Annotated in this window: 8 protein-coding genes and 3 tRNA genes; 7 read left to right on the top strand and 4 right to left on the bottom strand. The window is 73.8% G+C overall.

Features of this window, described 5'->3' with window-relative positions:
- Positions 1-90 precede the first annotated feature (90 nt).
- Positions 91-1,374: a hypothetical protein gene (locus ACFYOJ_RS25120; protein WP_356554112.1), complete on the bottom strand. Its 1,284-nt coding sequence runs from the start codon at positions 1,372-1,374 to the stop codon at positions 91-93.
- Between the two features lie 573 nt (positions 1,375-1,947).
- Here ACFYOJ_RS25120 and ACFYOJ_RS25115 point away from each other — a divergent pair.
- On the top strand, positions 1,948-3,435 hold the full coding sequence (locus ACFYOJ_RS25115) for a penicillin-binding protein 2 (RefSeq protein ID WP_356554110.1): 1,488 nt from the start codon (positions 1,948-1,950) through the stop codon (positions 3,433-3,435).
- Between the two features lie 101 nt (positions 3,436-3,536).
- Positions 3,537-3,621: transfer RNA gene (locus ACFYOJ_RS25110), tRNA-Ser, on the top strand.
- 70 nt (positions 3,622-3,691) lie between these two features.
- On the opposite strand, the gene ACFYOJ_RS25105 is transcribed toward ACFYOJ_RS25110, so the two are convergent.
- The gene (locus ACFYOJ_RS25105) at positions 3,692-4,558 is read right to left on the bottom strand and encodes a bifunctional DNA primase/polymerase (RefSeq protein ID WP_356554108.1); all 867 of its coding nucleotides are present in this window, start codon (positions 4,556-4,558) and stop codon (positions 3,692-3,694) included.
- Positions 4,559-4,930: 372 nt separating this feature from the next.
- Between ACFYOJ_RS25105 and ACFYOJ_RS25100 the strand changes: the two genes are divergently transcribed.
- The 3 genes from ACFYOJ_RS25100 to ACFYOJ_RS25090 all read left to right on the top strand — a co-directional run bounded on the left by ACFYOJ_RS25100 (position 4,931) and on the right by ACFYOJ_RS25090 (position 7,938).
- Complete coding sequence (locus ACFYOJ_RS25100; RefSeq protein WP_356554106.1) at positions 4,931-5,257, top strand: hypothetical protein; 327 nt, start codon at positions 4,931-4,933, stop codon at positions 5,255-5,257.
- Positions 5,258-5,575: 318 nt separating this feature from the next.
- Positions 5,576-6,133, top strand: coding sequence for a SigE family RNA polymerase sigma factor (locus ACFYOJ_RS25095; protein ID WP_356554105.1), 558 nt, complete (start codon positions 5,576-5,578; stop codon positions 6,131-6,133).
- Between the two features lie 128 nt (positions 6,134-6,261).
- Positions 6,262-7,938 (top strand): long-chain fatty acid--CoA ligase, encoded by a 1,677-nt coding sequence (locus ACFYOJ_RS25090; RefSeq protein WP_356554104.1) that lies wholly within the window; start codon positions 6,262-6,264, stop codon positions 7,936-7,938.
- A 114-nt stretch (positions 7,939-8,052) separates the two neighbouring features.
- Here ACFYOJ_RS25090 and ACFYOJ_RS25085 read toward each other — a convergent pair whose 3' ends face one another.
- Together ACFYOJ_RS25085 and ACFYOJ_RS25080 are read right to left on the bottom strand one after the other, a co-directional pair.
- Positions 8,053-12,462: a PAS domain-containing protein gene (locus ACFYOJ_RS25085; protein ID WP_356554103.1), complete on the bottom strand. Its 4,410-nt coding sequence runs from the start codon at positions 12,460-12,462 to the stop codon at positions 8,053-8,055.
- Positions 12,463-12,733: 271 nt separating this feature from the next.
- A complete protein-coding gene (locus ACFYOJ_RS25080; protein WP_356554102.1) occupies positions 12,734-13,249 on the bottom strand; it encodes an SSI family serine proteinase inhibitor in 516 nt (171 codons plus the stop codon).
- 168 nt (positions 13,250-13,417) lie between these two features.
- On the opposite strand from ACFYOJ_RS25080, the gene ACFYOJ_RS25075 reads away from it, so the two are divergent.
- A tRNA-Ser gene (locus ACFYOJ_RS25075) sits at positions 13,418-13,508 on the top strand.
- Between the two features lie 229 nt (positions 13,509-13,737).
- Positions 13,738-13,810: transfer RNA gene (locus ACFYOJ_RS25070), tRNA-Arg, on the top strand.
- Positions 13,811-13,973: the final 163 nt, after the last annotated feature.

Below are 13,973 nucleotides of genomic sequence, written 5' to 3'. Positions count from 1 at the left end.
CGGCCTCACGGCCCGGCACCCCGCGCACGGGCCGGGGAACGACAGCGGCAGAAGCGCCTGCGGGGCCGTCCGGGGACGGCCGTCCCCGGGTCAGGAGCGCTCGCGGACGGCCGACGGGTTCAGGCAGAGCGCGATGTTCCGCACCGCGGCGGTGAGTTCCTCGATCACCCGGGCGGCCTGTTCCGCGTTGTGGAAGGCCGGGCGCTCGGTCAGGGTCAGGCCCAGTTCCTCCGCCGCCCGGAGCGCTTTCCCGGCGTCCTCGGCCGGGGAGGCCGCGGCGGGCGCCTCGGCGGCGACGGCGGGGGCGGGCGTGCTGTCCGCGGAAGGGGGCGCCGGCACGGTGGCCCGGTCCTCCCCGGCCGGGCCGGCCATCAGCGCGGTGGAAGCAGCGGATGCCGTCCGGTGCGCCGGCTCGGAGGAGGCGGGCGCCGGCCGGCCGGCAGGCACCGCACCGGTCTCCGGTTCCGCGCGGTACCCGTCGAACGAGGGGTGGAACGTCCCGGAGCCGCTCACCGCGCGGGAGCGTTCCTCCTCGGCCGGCCGCGCCTGGGCGAACTGCGGGGTGTGCGGGCTCCGGGAGTCCTGCTGGAGGTGCGGGGCGAGGTCCGGCGCGTGCCGGGTGCGGGGCACCACGAAGTGCTCGAAGCCCGGGAACGCCGGGGTGGCGGCGCGGGCGGCGGAAGAGCGCGGGTTGTACTCGGCCTGCCACTGCATGCGGTAGCACTCGACCTGATCGGCGCAGGCGGCGCGGGCGTGGAAGACCGCGGTGTTCTCCTCCAGGTCCGGGTACCAGAGGTTCGGGCCGGGGAAGCGCACGGTCCGTCCCCGGGGCCTGATCGGCTCGGCGCACCCCATGCAGCAGCCCTCCGGCACGATGAGCGGGATGCCGCCGCTGTTCTCGGGCCAGCGGGGGCCGCCGTCCCAGCGGTACTCCCCGTGGTGGCAGGGGGGCAGCTCGCCGCAGGCACGGCAGACGGCGTAGTGCTCCGGGAGGACCTGCCAGTCGTGGCTGGCGGGGGCGCACCAGTGTTTGGGCGTGGACCGGGGCAGGTTCTCGTTGCGCAGCACCAGGATCACCGGGCGCTTGTAGAACTCGGAGCGTTCCGGTGCCGGTTTGACGGCCTGGTTGTTGGCGCGCCGCAGTTCGTTGGCGTGCCACCACAGCTCCACGTGGTCGCGCCACGCCTTCTCGTAGGACTCCGGCCACCGGTCGCCCGTGTAGGCGTTGATCTCGAGGATCCGCCATGCCTGCCGGTCGAGTACCACGATGGAGCCGGCCCGCAGTCGCAGATGTGTTCCGTTGTCACCCTCGTCCGGCCAGTCGTGCCGGCCGATACGGGTGGGCTGGTCTGGGAGCCACCTGCGAACCTGCATGTCACGCTCCTCGGCAAAGAAACTTCATAGTTTCAACTGGGGCAGTGGGGAACATTCTGAACAATTTGGGCGTCCGCTTCGGTGCAGACACGCGCACGCTGTTGACCGAGGGCGACCGGAAACGCTTTCGTGTCACCGCTTCCTTTCGGAAACACCCCTGCGACCGGGCGTTTTCGCCACCACGGCCTTCCTGGGCCCGCTTTTGCCGGGCACCGGGGTGGCGAGGTCGTACCCGTCCATCCGGCTCCGACACTCACCCGTACGTGTGGTGATGCTCCGGTTGCCGTCACCCCGTACGTGTGCATCCCTCCGTGAACCCGTCACCGGCCGTCGCGTGTTCGCGGGAAACGTTCCGGATTCGGCAGGGGGTTCGATCGAACGCGAGGGGCGGGCGGGGGCGGTGAAGTCCTGTGCGGGTCCGGGCCGCCCGCCGGCGGGTCGCCTGAGGGTTTCCCTGGTCATCTAGGGTATGGGGATGTTGCGAATACGCATCTCCGCATCCGTCCGGACGAGTGGGTCAAGTGGCGTTTCCGTCAAGGCCGTTGGGCCTTCCCGCGTCGACGGAGGATGCCGGTGAACAAGCCGCTGAGGGCTGTGGCGATCTTCTGCGGGCTGCTGATGCTCGGACTGCTGCTGCGGGGCAACTGGCTTCAGTACGTGCGTGCTCCGGAACTCGCCACCGACCAGGAGAACCGGCGGGTGCAGATCGAGCAGTTCGCCGTCCCGCGCGGTGACATCATCGTCGGCGGGAAGGCTGTCACCGGCTCCGCCGAGGTGCGGGGCACCGACCTCAAGTACAAGCGCACCTACGTCGACGGTCCGATGTACGCGCCGGTGACGGGATACGCGTCCCAGGCGCAGGGCATGACGCTGCTGGAGAAGACGTACGACGGCATTCTGACGGGGAAGGACGACCGGCTCGCCTTCCAGCGGTTCGCCGATGTCGTCACCGGCGCGGGGCGACGCCCCGGCTCCGTGGTCACCACCATCGACCCGAAGGCGCAGAAGGCCGCTTACGACGGCCTGACGGACCTGAAGGGGGCCCGGGGGGCAGTGGTCGCGCTGGACCCCAGGACCGGGAAGGTGCTGGCCCTGGTGTCGGCGCCCTCCTACGACCCGTCGACGTTCGCGGGCGGCACGTTCAAGGAGTCCGACCGGTTCGTGGCGCTCGGCAAGGACAAGAGCAAACCACTGGCCAACCGCGCACTGCGGGAGACCTACCCTCCGGGCTCCACCTTCAAGATCCTCACCGCCGCCGCAGCCCTGGAGCACGGCGTCGTCACGGACATCGACGCCCCCTCGGGCGCCGTCTCCCCCTACCCCCTGCCGCAGTCCACCAGCAGGATCGGCAGCGAGGCCGGCGACGCCGTCTGCAGCAAGGCGTCGATGAAGACCGCGATGCAGCACTCGTGCAACAACGTCTTCCTCGACGCGGCGTCCGCACTGGGGCAGGACAAGATGCGCGAGACGGCCGAGAAGTTCGGCTTCAACGAGGACGTCTACTCCGACGACTTCGGTGATCTGCTCGCCACCAAGAGCCTCTACCCCGAGAACCTCGACAAGCCGGGCACCGCGCTCACCGGCATGGGCCAGGGAAGCCTCACCAGCACGCCGATGCAGATGGCCATGGTCACCGCCGCACTGGCCAACGACGGAAAGCTGATGCAGCCCTACATCGTGGACGAGGTGCGCGACCCGGACATCAACACCCTGCACAAGACCCAGCCCGCGGTGATGAGTGAGGCCGTCTCCGCGGCCACGGCTCAGAAGGTGCAGCAGATGATGGAGTTCACCGCCAGGGAGGGCAGCGCCCGCCGGGCACAGATCGACGGCATCACGGTCGGCGGCAAGACCGGTACCGCGCAGCGCGGTGTCGATGTGAAGCAGCAGGTCCCGTACGGCTGGTTCGTCTCCTACGGCAAGAAGCAGGACGGCTCCTCCGTCGCCGTGGCGGTCTTCATCGACCCGACCGACATGGACATCTCCCGCGAGGACATCTCCGGAGGCCGTCTCGGAGCGCCCATCGCGCGCGATGTCATGAAGGCGGTCCTGCAGCCGTGAGGTGACACCGGCGATCCGGCCCGTCACGTGGACCGCGGGCCCCGCGCGACGCCCCGGGCCGGTAGGCTGTAGCCGCTCCGCCCCAGGTGGGCGAGGAGCGAGGTGGGTTGCCCGAGCGGCCTAAGGGAACGGTCTTGAAAACCGTCGTGGCGCGAGTCACCGTGGGTTCAAATCCCACACCCACCGCGGTGACGGACGGCCCCCGACCGGGCGTGACGGTCGGGGGCCGTCGTCCTTTCCGCGTGTCTGCCGGCGGTCAGGGACGGTGGCCCGTCATGCGGGCCGCCGAGGCGATGGTCGTCCGGGCCTCGTGCTCGGACAGGCCGGTCGCCCGGGCCGCCGCGGCCAGGGAGTCCGCGAGGGCGGGGCCGATGCCGTCCTCGTAGGCGCGGCAGGCCGCCCAGAAGAGGCGGGTGTTGCGCCGGCCCTCGTGCGCGGCGAGGACGAACCGGACGAGTCCCTGGCCGTGTCCGCCGGGCGTGGCGGGGACGGGCCGGTGCGGACGGGGCGGCGGGACCAGGAGGCGCAGCAGCGCGGGCGGGCAGGCGGCGGGGGCGAGGCGGGCGGTGCCGGGGGCCGTGGTGTACGTGCCGTGCCGGGTGCGGGAGCCGGGGCCGACGAGGTAGCCGCCGGCGCCGCGGATGTCGATGCCGGGGGCGAGGCGGCCGGCCGAGTTGGGGACGACGACGTGGGGCGGGCCGCTCAGCCAGAGGTGGCGGCCGCCGCTGGGGGTCAGGACGACCACGGTGGGCGGGACGGTGAACCGGTGGTGCCGGGCCAGGTCGCGCAGGGCGGCCATGGAGTCGGTGCCGGACTTCGTGTCCAGGTCGATGCCGATGAGGCGGTGCGGCGGCAGGCCGCAGGCGATGCCGTATCCCGTGGCCCAGGGCGCGGCGGCGAAGAGGGCGCGGACGCGGGCCGGGTCGGTGGAGGCGTCGTGGACCCCGTGGCCGAAGCGGCCGCACTCGCCGTGGCAGGGGGCCGGTGCCGGGTCGTCGCGGTGCGGGGAGCGCAGCGCCGGGAGCTTGGTCCGGGAGAGGGGGATGACCGCCAGCCCGCGTTCGGCCGCGGACAGGGCGTGGGCGAGGGCCAGCGTCGTGGCCTGCCGGTCGGTGGTGGCCATGCCTTCATGGTCGTACGTACGTTCGAGAAAGGGAAGGGGGTCGTGTGCGGCGCGCCGGGGGTGGCGGGGTGTGCGGGAAAGTGGCGGAACGGTTCACCTCTTGTGGTGCTTGAGGTGGAGCTGTCCCTCCTGTGCCCGGGTGAGACGAAAAGTGAGCAGAGGGGTTTATCGACAAGTCCTCACGCTTGAGAGCGAATCGGGGGTTCCGGGGTGGTTCACCGGGGGTGCGCTGGGCAACTCTGATCACGCGACGTCGTGCACAGCGTCGAGGCGGTCGGCCAACTGCCTTGGCACACAGTCCGGTTCATGAGTACAGGCAGATCTCGCGTGGTCGGCAGGAAGCCGGTGCGCACCTTGTTCTGGAGGAACAACATGGCAAGCATCCGTACCGCTCGCGTCATCGCCGCCGTCGCCGCTCTCCCGCTGGCCGCCGCCCTTCTCGGCGGCGTCGCGGCGGCGGACAACGGAGCCTTCGCGAACGACGGATCGAGCGCGACCGCCGCGGAGGCCGCCGCGGGCATCATCGGCAGCGGTGTCGGTGACGACAACAACGGCAACTCGTCCACCACGCAGCAGCAGGCGGTGGGTTCGGGCGCCTCGAACCAGAGCAACACCGCGCAGGTCGACGGTTCCGCCTTCACGGCCATCAACCAGGGCAACGACAACGTGGCCGTCAGCTTCTCCCCGCTGTGGTGGTGAGCTGAGGGGCCGGCGCGCAGCTCCTGCGCCGGTCCCGGTCTCCATGGGTGTGCTTCAAGGGTCGTTCGGTGTCTGGGCGGCGGTACTCCGGTACCGCCGCCCAGGCGTTCGTGCGGGAAACCGCACCGGAGACAGGAGCCCCCGGGGGCCCGGGGGAGGGCGGGGCAGGGGTCGACTCCGGGCCATCCCCCAGTGCTCCCCGGCCTCCCGTCCACCCAGAGGAGGTGGGGCCGGCCCCACCCCTACAACCTGAGGGGGAGCCCGCTTCGGGACCTGCGGCCGATCCGCCGCACGTCCCCCGCCTCATAGCGTTGAGGCATGACCGCACTCGTCTGCACCAGCGCTTCGGACGCCGCCACCGCAATGACGCAGACCTTCCCGTACCCGTCGTTCTCGTCGTACGTGAAGGCCCGCCGGCCGGTGCTGCTGCGTACCGCCCGGTCGCTCACCGCGAACCCGAGCGACGCCGAGGACCTGCTGCAGACCGCGCTCACCAAGACGTACGCCGCCTGGGAGCGCATCGAGGACCACCGCGCCCTGGACGGGTACGTGCGCCGGGCGCTGGTGAACACCCGGACGTCGCAGTGGCGCAAGCGCAAGGTCGACGAGTTCGCCTGCGACGAGATGCCCGAGCCGGAGCCCGTGCCCGGCGGTGACGACCCGGCGGAGCGGCAGGCCCTGAGCGACGCGATGTGGCGGGCGGTCATGAAGCTGCCCGCCCGGCAGCGGGCGATGGTCGTCCTGCGGTACTACGAGGACCTGAGCGAGGTCCGGACGGCCGAAGTGCTCGGGGTCTCGGTGGGCACGGTCAAGTCGGCGGTCTCCCGCGCGCTCGGCAAGCTCCGGGACGACCCCGAGCTGGGGCTTGTCCGGTAATGGGCCGTTGTGGGGTGATCGGGCGGGCGATCCCGCCGGGCGCCGCTCATTGATCGATCACCGGGAAGTAGTGACATACCGCGTGGTATGTGCGCAGAATCAGCGCAACCCTTGCCGCCGCGTAGGCAATGTCGCCCCGGGAGGACACCGTGCTGAGCACGATGCAGGACGTACCACTGCTGATCTCGAGGATCCTGACCCACGGATCGACGATCCACGGCAGCTCGCAGGTGACCACCTGGACCGGTGACGGCGAGCCGCACCGCCGCTCCTACGCCGAGATCGGCGCCCGTGCCGCCCAGCTGGCACACGCCCTGCGCGAGGACCTCGCGGTCCAGGGCGACGAACGCGTGGCGACGCTCGCCTGGAACAACGCGGAGCACGTCGAGGCCTACTTCGCGATCCCCTCCATGGGCGCGGTCCTCCACACCCTCAACCTCCGTCTCCCGCCCGAGCAGCTGGCCTGGATCGTGAACCACGCGGCCGACCGCGTCGTGATCACCAACGGTTCGCTGCTCCCCCTGCTCGCCCCGCTGCTGCCGCACCTGAAGACGGTCGAGCACGTCGTCGTCACCGGCCCGGGCGACCGCTCCGCGCTGGACGGGACCGCCGTCCGGGTGCACGAGTACGAGGAGCTGCTCGCCGGGAAGCCGACCACGTACGACTGGCCGGAGCTGGACGAGCGGACTGCCGCCGCCATGTGCTACACCTCCGGCACCACCGGCGACCCCAAGGGTGTGGTCTACAGCCACCGCTCCGTCTACCTGCACTCCATGCAGGTCAACATGGCCCAGTCGATGGGGCTGACCGACGAGGACACCACGCTGGTGGTCGTCCCGCAGTTCCATGTGAACGCGTGGGGGCTGCCGCACGCCACCTTCATGACCGGCGTCAACATGCTGATGCCGGACCGCTTCCTGCAGCCCGCGCCGCTCGCCGCGATGATCGAGAGCGAGCGGCCGACGCACGCCGCCGCCGTCCCCACCATCTGGCAGGGCCTGCTCGCCGAGCTGACCGCGCGGCCCCGGGACGTCTCCTCGCTCACCCAGGTCACCATCGGCGGCTCCGCGTGCCCGCCGTCCCTGATGGAGGCGTTCGACAAGCTCGGCATGCGGGTCTGCCACGCCTGGGGCATGACGGAGACCTCGCCGCTCGGCACGGTGGCCCGGCCGCCGGCCCATGCGATCGGCACCGAGGAGGAGCTCGGCTACCGCCTCACCCAGGGCCGCTTCCCGGCCGGCGTCGAGGCCCGCCTCACCGGCCCCGGCGGCGAACGTCTCCCCTGGGACGGCGAGTCCGCCGGCGAGCTGGAGGTCCGCGGCAACTGGATCGCCGGCGCCTACTACAACGGCCCGGACGCCGAACCGCTGCGCCCCGCCGACAAGTTCAGCGAGGACGGCTGGCTGAAGACCGGCGACGTCGGCACCATCTCCCCCGACGGCTTCCTCACCCTCACCGACCGCGCCAAGGACGTCATCAAGTCCGGCGGTGAGTGGATCTCGTCGGTCGAGCTGGAGAACGCGCTGATGGCCCACCCGGCCGTCGCCGAGGCCGCCGTGGTCGCCGTCCCCGACGACAAGTGGGGCGAGCGCCCGCTGGCCACCGTCGTCCTCAAGGAGGGCGCGAGCGCCGGCTTCGAGGAGCTGCGCGCCTTCCTCGCGGAGGACGGCGGGATCGCCAAGTGGCAGCTCCCGGAACGCTGGACAGTCATCGAGGCGGTGCCGAAGACGAGCGTCGGCAAGTTCGACAAGAAGGTGCTGCGCAGGCAGTACGCCGAGGGCGCCCTGGACGTCACCCGGATCTGACCGGTCGACACACCGGCGCGGGGGCCGGGCGGTACTTACTGCCCGGCCCCCGCGTCCGTCCGGTCCGGCTCCCCGCGGGGAGCGGCGCCGCCCGCTGCCGGTGACGGCGGCGGGTCAGTTGGTCCCGATTCGTGCGAGCAGCTCGACGATCCGGGACTGCACCTCGCCGCTGGTGGAACGCTCCGCCAGGAACAGCACCGTCTCGCCCGAGGCCAGCCGCGGCAGGTCGGCCTGGTCGACGGCGGCCGTGTAGACGACGAGCGGGGTGCGGTTGAGCTGCCCGTTCGCGCGCAGCCAGTCGACGATCCCGGCGAACCCCTCCTCCTGGCGCCGGTGCACCTGCAGCAGGTCCATCACGACCAGGTTCGGCCGGAACTGCGCCGCCAGCGTCACCGCGTCGGCGTCGCTCGCCGCCCGTGCCACCTGCATGCCGCGCCGCTCCAGCGCCGAGGTCAGCGCCAGCGCGATCTCCGTGTGCTCCTCGATCAGCAGGACGCGCGGCGGGTGCTGCTCGCTGTCCCGCGGGGCGAGCGCCTTCAGCAGTACGGCGGGGTCGGCGCCGTAGGCCGCGTCGCGCGAGGCCTGTCCGAGTCCGGCCGTCACCAGTACCGGCACCTCGGCGGCCACCGCCGCCTGCCGCAGCGACTGCAGCGCGGTACGGGTGATCGGCCCGGTCAGCGGGTCCACGAACAGCGCGGCGGGGAACGCCGCGATCTGCGCATCGACCTCCTCGCGCGAGTGCACGATCACCGGCCGGTACCCGCGGTCGCTGAGCGCCTGCTGCGTGGAGACGTCCGGCGCGGGCCACACCAGCAGCCGGCGCGGGTTGTCCAGCGGCTCCGGGGGCAGCTCGTCGTCCATCGGCTGCGGACGCGGCGGGTCCGGCACCTCGACGGCACCGCCGGGCCCGTCCAGCGGCTCGGGTCCCTCGGCGGCGTTCCGGTCCGGTGCCCCGATGGCGTACGACCGGCCGACGCCCTCGGTACCGGGGGCGCGGCGGGGCTGCCCGGCCGCCGGGGAGGGCTGTTCCTGGCCCTGGCCGGTCTGGGGTCCCGGCCGTGCTCCCGGGAGCGGCTGGTCGGCGCCCGGGTGCGGGCGGGCGCCCTGCTCGGGGCGTGGCGTGGTGGCCGGGTCGGGCGGTGTGCCCAGCCTGCGGCGCCGACCGGAACCGCCCGGCTGGTGCGGCGCGGGGGTGGCCGTCGGCTGCTGCACCTGGAACGCCTGCCGGCTGAACGGCACGCCCTGTCCGAGCGTGCGGACGCTGATCGACCGGCCCTGGGTGGAGTTCGGGTCGGCCGCGGGGGTGGACTCCGCGGGCAGGGGCTGTGCCACGCGCGGCGTGTTCTCCGGCGGCAGCGGGGTGCCCCGGCTCGGCGTGGTCACGGGGGCGGGCCGCGGGGCCGCCGGCGCGGGTGAGGGGGGCGCGGGGGGCGTGTCGGTGGTGTCCGGGGCGGGCACAGGGGCCGGGCCGGCGGACGGGACGGGAGTGCCGACGGGCGGGGTCGGCGCGGCGGGCGCGACGGGGGGAACCGGCCCGGCGGCGGGCGGGGCCGGAGCGACCGCAGGGGGCACGGGGGCGGCCGCACCCTGGGCCTCGGCGGTGGGCCAGGGCTGGGGAGCGGGCGCCGGAGCCCGGGTCCCGGTGTCCCCGGTGTTCTGCGCGGGCAGGGAGGCCCGCACAGGCTCGGCGGGTGCGGGTGCGGGTGCGGGTGCGGGTGCGGGTGCGGGTGCGGGTGCGGGTGCGGCCGGCGGCGTGGGCGCGTCCGGTCCGGCGGCGGCGCTCTGCGGCGGCACACCGGCACCCCGCTGCGGCACGGGAGCCCCTTGTACCGGCCCGCCCTGGACGGGTACGCCGGGGACCGCGACGGCCTCCGGCGGTGCCGCCACCGCCCGGCGGCGACGGCGCCCGGTCGGCGCCTCGGCCGGATGCGGCTGCGGGGGAGTGTGGTCGTCGGTCCGGCCGTGCGGCACGGCGTCGTGCCGGCCGTCGTCGTCCCGGTCGCCGGTCAGGTCGTCGGCGGGGGCGGCCGGACCGGGCACATGTGCCTGCACCGCGCTCGCGGGGGCCACCGTCCCCGCGCCGTCCGCCGGCCGGGTGTCGCCGGACGGCCGGTCCACGTCGGCCGGCGGCAGGGCGAACACCTGGCGCGGCGCCGCCTCCTGCGCGGCGGCACGCTCGTTCGCCGAGGCCAGGGCACGCCGACGGCGCCCGGTGGGCCGGGACTCGTCGGCAGGATCCGCCTCACCCGCCTGGGCGGGCAGCGCCGCGGGCAGCGCGTGCTGCTCGTCCCCGGACCGCCGGGCACGGCGTCCCGGGGACGCGGGCAGTGCCTGTGCGGGCAGTGCCTGCGGGGGCACGGGCACACCCTGCGGCGAGGCGGGCACACCCTGCGGCGGTACGGTCCCGCCCAGGCCGGTGTTGGACGCCGCGGCCCCCGCGGCGTGCTCGGCGGCGGTGACGACGGCACCCTCGGAGACACCGGCGGGCGCCGGCCCGATCTCGAGGACACCACCGGCGGCGGCGCCCGCGTCCTCGGCGGGACGGCCACGCCTGCGCCCGGTGCCGCCGGCGCCCTCCGCGGGCGCCGCCTGGGCCGGGACCGGCACCGGTTCCTGGGCCGCCCGCCGCCTGCGCCGCCCGGACGGCGAACCGCCCTCCGCCCCGGGACCGACGGCCACGTCGGCGTCACCGGCGTCGTCCCCTTCGGCGGGGGCCGCCACGTCGCTCTCCAGGAAGGCGTCCACGGACGCCCGCCGGGCCCGTCGCCGTCCGCCGCCGGCGGGGTTCTGGGCGTCCTCCGGCACGTCCGGCGCGGCGGCGGGAGCGGCCAGGGCCTCGCGGGCGGGGGCCGCGACGGCACCCGCCCCGCCGCCGATCGGCACCTCCAGCACGTACGCGCTGCCGCTCGTGCCCGGCACCTCGTGCGTCTGCAGCACGCCGCCGTGCGCCCGCACGATCCCGCGCACGATCGGCTCGTGCACCGGGTCGCCCCCGGCGTACGGCCCGCGCACCTCGATGCGTACGACCTCGCCGCGCTGCGCCGCCGCCACGACGACGGTGTTGTCCAGGTAACCGCTCGCCGACACGGGCGTGTTGCCGGTCGCGTCGACGCCCGCCACGTCCGCCACGAGATGCGCGAGGGCGGTGGCCAGCAGCCGCGGGTCGACCTCGGCCTCGATGGGCGGCGCGTGCACCGCGAACTGCACCCGTCCCGGGCCGACCAGTTCGACGGCCCCGTCGACACCGGAGGCGACGACGGCGTCGAGCATCACCTTCGTGCGGGCGATCTTCTCGGTCCCGACGTCGAGGCGCTGGTAGCCGAGGACGTTGTCGATGAGGGTGGTGATCCGCGAGTACCCGGCCGACAGGTGGTGCAGCACCTGGTTGGCCTCGGGCCACAGCTGCCCGGCGTCGTCGGCGGCCAGGGCCGCCAGCTCCCGGCGCAGTTCCTCCAGCGGGCCGCGCAGGGAGCCCTCGAGGAGGGTCAGCAGCTGCTCGTGGCGGGCGGCGAGCGCCTCGTAGCGGTCCTTCTCGCGCTCGCCGAGGGCCGCGTAACGGTCCTCGTTCGCGGCGAGCTCCTCCGCGTGCTTCTCGCGCAGCTCCTCCAGCTCGGTCACGTGCTGCCGGCGCAGTGCGGTCAGCTCGGAGCCGTGCTCCTCGGCCAGCCGCTCCAGCTCCTCGGCGTGCCGCCGCTCCGCCTCCTCGTGCTCCTGGACGAGGGCGTCGTACGGCCGCCGGTCGGTGAAGGTCATGACGGCGCCGACGAGCTGGTCGCCGTCGCGCACCGGCGCGGTCGTCAGGTCGACCGGCAGCTTGTCGCCGTTCTTGGCGTACAGCACCTGCCCGCGCACCCGGTGCTTGCGTCCGGAGCGCAGGGTGTCGGCGAGCGGGGACTCGTCGTACGGGAAGGGGGAGCCGTCGGCGCGCGAGTGCAGGACGAGGGTGTGCAGCTCGCGGCCGCCGAGGTCGCTGGCCCGGTAGCCGAGGATCTGGGCGGCCGCCGGGTTGACGAGGACGATGCGGCCGTCGGTGTCCGTGCCCACGACGCCCTCGGAGGCGGCCCGCAGGATCATCTCGGTCTGCCGCTGCGAACGCGCCAGCTCCGCCTCGGTGTCGACGGTGCCGGTCAGGTCGCGGACGACGAGCATCAGCAGCTCGTCGCCGGTGTAGCCGTGGCTGTCGTAGGCCTGCTGTCCGTTCTCCAGGTTCGCGCTGGCGACCTCGACGGGGAACTCCGTGCCGTCGGTGCGCCGGGCGACCATGCGGGTCGGCTTGGTGCGGGCCCGCGGGTCGACGTGGTCCGGGCGGCGCATGGAGCCGGGGATGAGCCGCGAGTCGAACTGCGGCAGCAGGTCCAGCAGCCCGCGCCCGACCAGTGCGGTGCCCGGGGCCTCGAAGGCCTCCAGGGCGATGCTGTTCGCGTTGACGACGGTGCCGTTGGCGTTGACGAGCACCAACGCGTCGGGCAGGGCGTCCAGTATGGCTGCGAGGCGAGCAGCGCCTCGGGATGGCCTGCTGCTCACGAGACGCTTCCCTCCTGATTACCGCACTTGCCGGCCGGGGCCATCTTGCCAACCGGCCCGCGGTGTGTCACGCGAGGGAGTCTAAGCGCTGGGGCCCCGTCGGCGGCGCGGGATGCGACGGAGGTCGCACGAGGGGCTGATGGAGAACGTGTGACCGGGCGCCGGGCGACGGGGAAACGGGCGCCCGGTCGTACAGAGGATCGGTGCCCGGACAGGTGCCGGGCGGTGGGGGCGGCGGCAGGGTCCGGCGGGGCTGCCGGACCGGTGCCGTCTACGCGCCTTCGGACGCCCGCAGGTCGGGCAGCAGCGGCACCATGCGGTCCCAGCGGGAGACCTGGCAGCCGTCGCTCCGGTCGTAGACCGCGTCGACGGGGCGCCCGGCCCAGACGCCGGTGACGTGGGCGGTGGCCGGCCCGCCGTACTGCATCGTGCAGATGCTGCCCTCCGGGACCGGCGCGAAGGCGTCCTGGCCCCAGCGCGTGTCCTGGTCGAGCACGGCACAGGCGCCGGCCGGGTCGGGGTGGCTGCCGCCGTCGGGGTGGCAGTACAGCTCGTACGTCCCGTCCGCGCCCGGGCCGGCGTCCCGGACGGTGATCGTCAGGTGGCCGCCGGCCCGGTCCTCGTCACGGACCGGCGGCGGCATCAGCGGACCGGCGCCGGGGCGGGGGCCGGTGTCGGCGTGCGCGGCCGCGGGCACGGCGGCCAGCGTGGCGAGGGAGGCGAAGGACAGGGCGGCCGCGCCGAGGAGGCGGGCGGCGGGGGAGGTGTACCGGGTGAGGGAGAACATGTCCTGACTAACGCGCCACCCCGCCGGACGTTGCGCGACTGCGCCGTAAGGGCTTTGCCCCGCGCCCCTCCCGCCTAGTACCGTGGGGGTCGATTGGTGACAGCGCGCTCGACTGTGTCATCATCGGCACGCGCCACTCGCGCTCGCACGTGAGGGGTGTTGTTGTCTGGAGGCGTCGCCTAGTCCGGTCTATGGCGCCGCACTGCTAATGCGGTTTGGGTCTTAAAGCCCATCGAGGGTTCAAATCCCTCCGCCTCCGCACACGATCGACGAAGCCCCGGCCCTGTGGCCGGGGCTTCGTCGTCGTCCGGGGACCTGCCGTCGTCCGGATCCTGTCGGCGCCGCGCCAAGCCTGTGGCGGCGTTTCCGCAGGTCACAAGGGGTGTGGCAAGCGGATTTCACATGACGGCGGCAGTCATGTAATGTTCTTCCTGTCGCCGCGAGCGGGCCGAAAGGACCGGGAGCGGCGGGAAAACAGAAAAAGACAAGCACTCGTAGCTTAACGGATAGAGCATCTGACTACGGATCAGAAGGTTGCAGGTTCGAATCCTGCCGAGTGCACAGCAGACCGAGGCCCCGTGGAGAGATCCACGGGGCCTCGGTCGTTCGTGGTTCACCGGGTGCCGGTCCGGGGCGGGGGGGGGGGGGGGGGGGGGGGGGGGGGGGGGGGGGGGGGGGGGGGGGGGGGGGGGGGGGGGGGGGGGGGGGGGGGGGGGGGGGGGGG

Source organism: Streptomyces sp. NPDC006384 (genome assembly GCF_042870695.1).
In the GTDB taxonomy this organism is placed as follows: Bacteria; Actinomycetota; Actinomycetes; order Streptomycetales; family Streptomycetaceae; genus Streptomyces.
Note: the sequence above shows the minus strand (reverse complement) of the source record. Positions and strands in the feature narration are given on the sequence as shown.

Excerpts from the sequence above, each read along its gene's own strand:
- ACFYOJ_RS25100 (WP_356554106.1), top strand. The coding sequence starts at position 4,931 with ATGGCAAGCATCCGTACCGCTCGCGTCATCGCCGCCGTCGCCGCTCTC.
- ACFYOJ_RS25090 (WP_356554104.1), top strand. The coding sequence starts at position 6,262 with ATGTCGCCCCGGGAGGACACCGTGCTGAGCACGATGCAGGACGTACCA.
- ACFYOJ_RS25080 (WP_356554102.1), bottom strand. The coding sequence starts at position 13,249 with ATGTTCTCCCTCACCCGGTACACCTCCCCCGCCGCCCGCCTCCTCGGC.
- ACFYOJ_RS25095 (WP_356554105.1), top strand. The coding sequence starts at position 5,576 with ATGACCGCACTCGTCTGCACCAGCGCTTCGGACGCCGCCACCGCAATG.
- ACFYOJ_RS25105 (WP_356554108.1), bottom strand. The coding sequence starts at position 4,558 with ATGGCCACCACCGACCGGCAGGCCACGACGCTGGCCCTCGCCCACGCC.
- ACFYOJ_RS25120 (WP_356554112.1), bottom strand. The coding sequence starts at position 1,374 with ATGCAGGTTCGCAGGTGGCTCCCAGACCAGCCCACCCGTATCGGCCGG.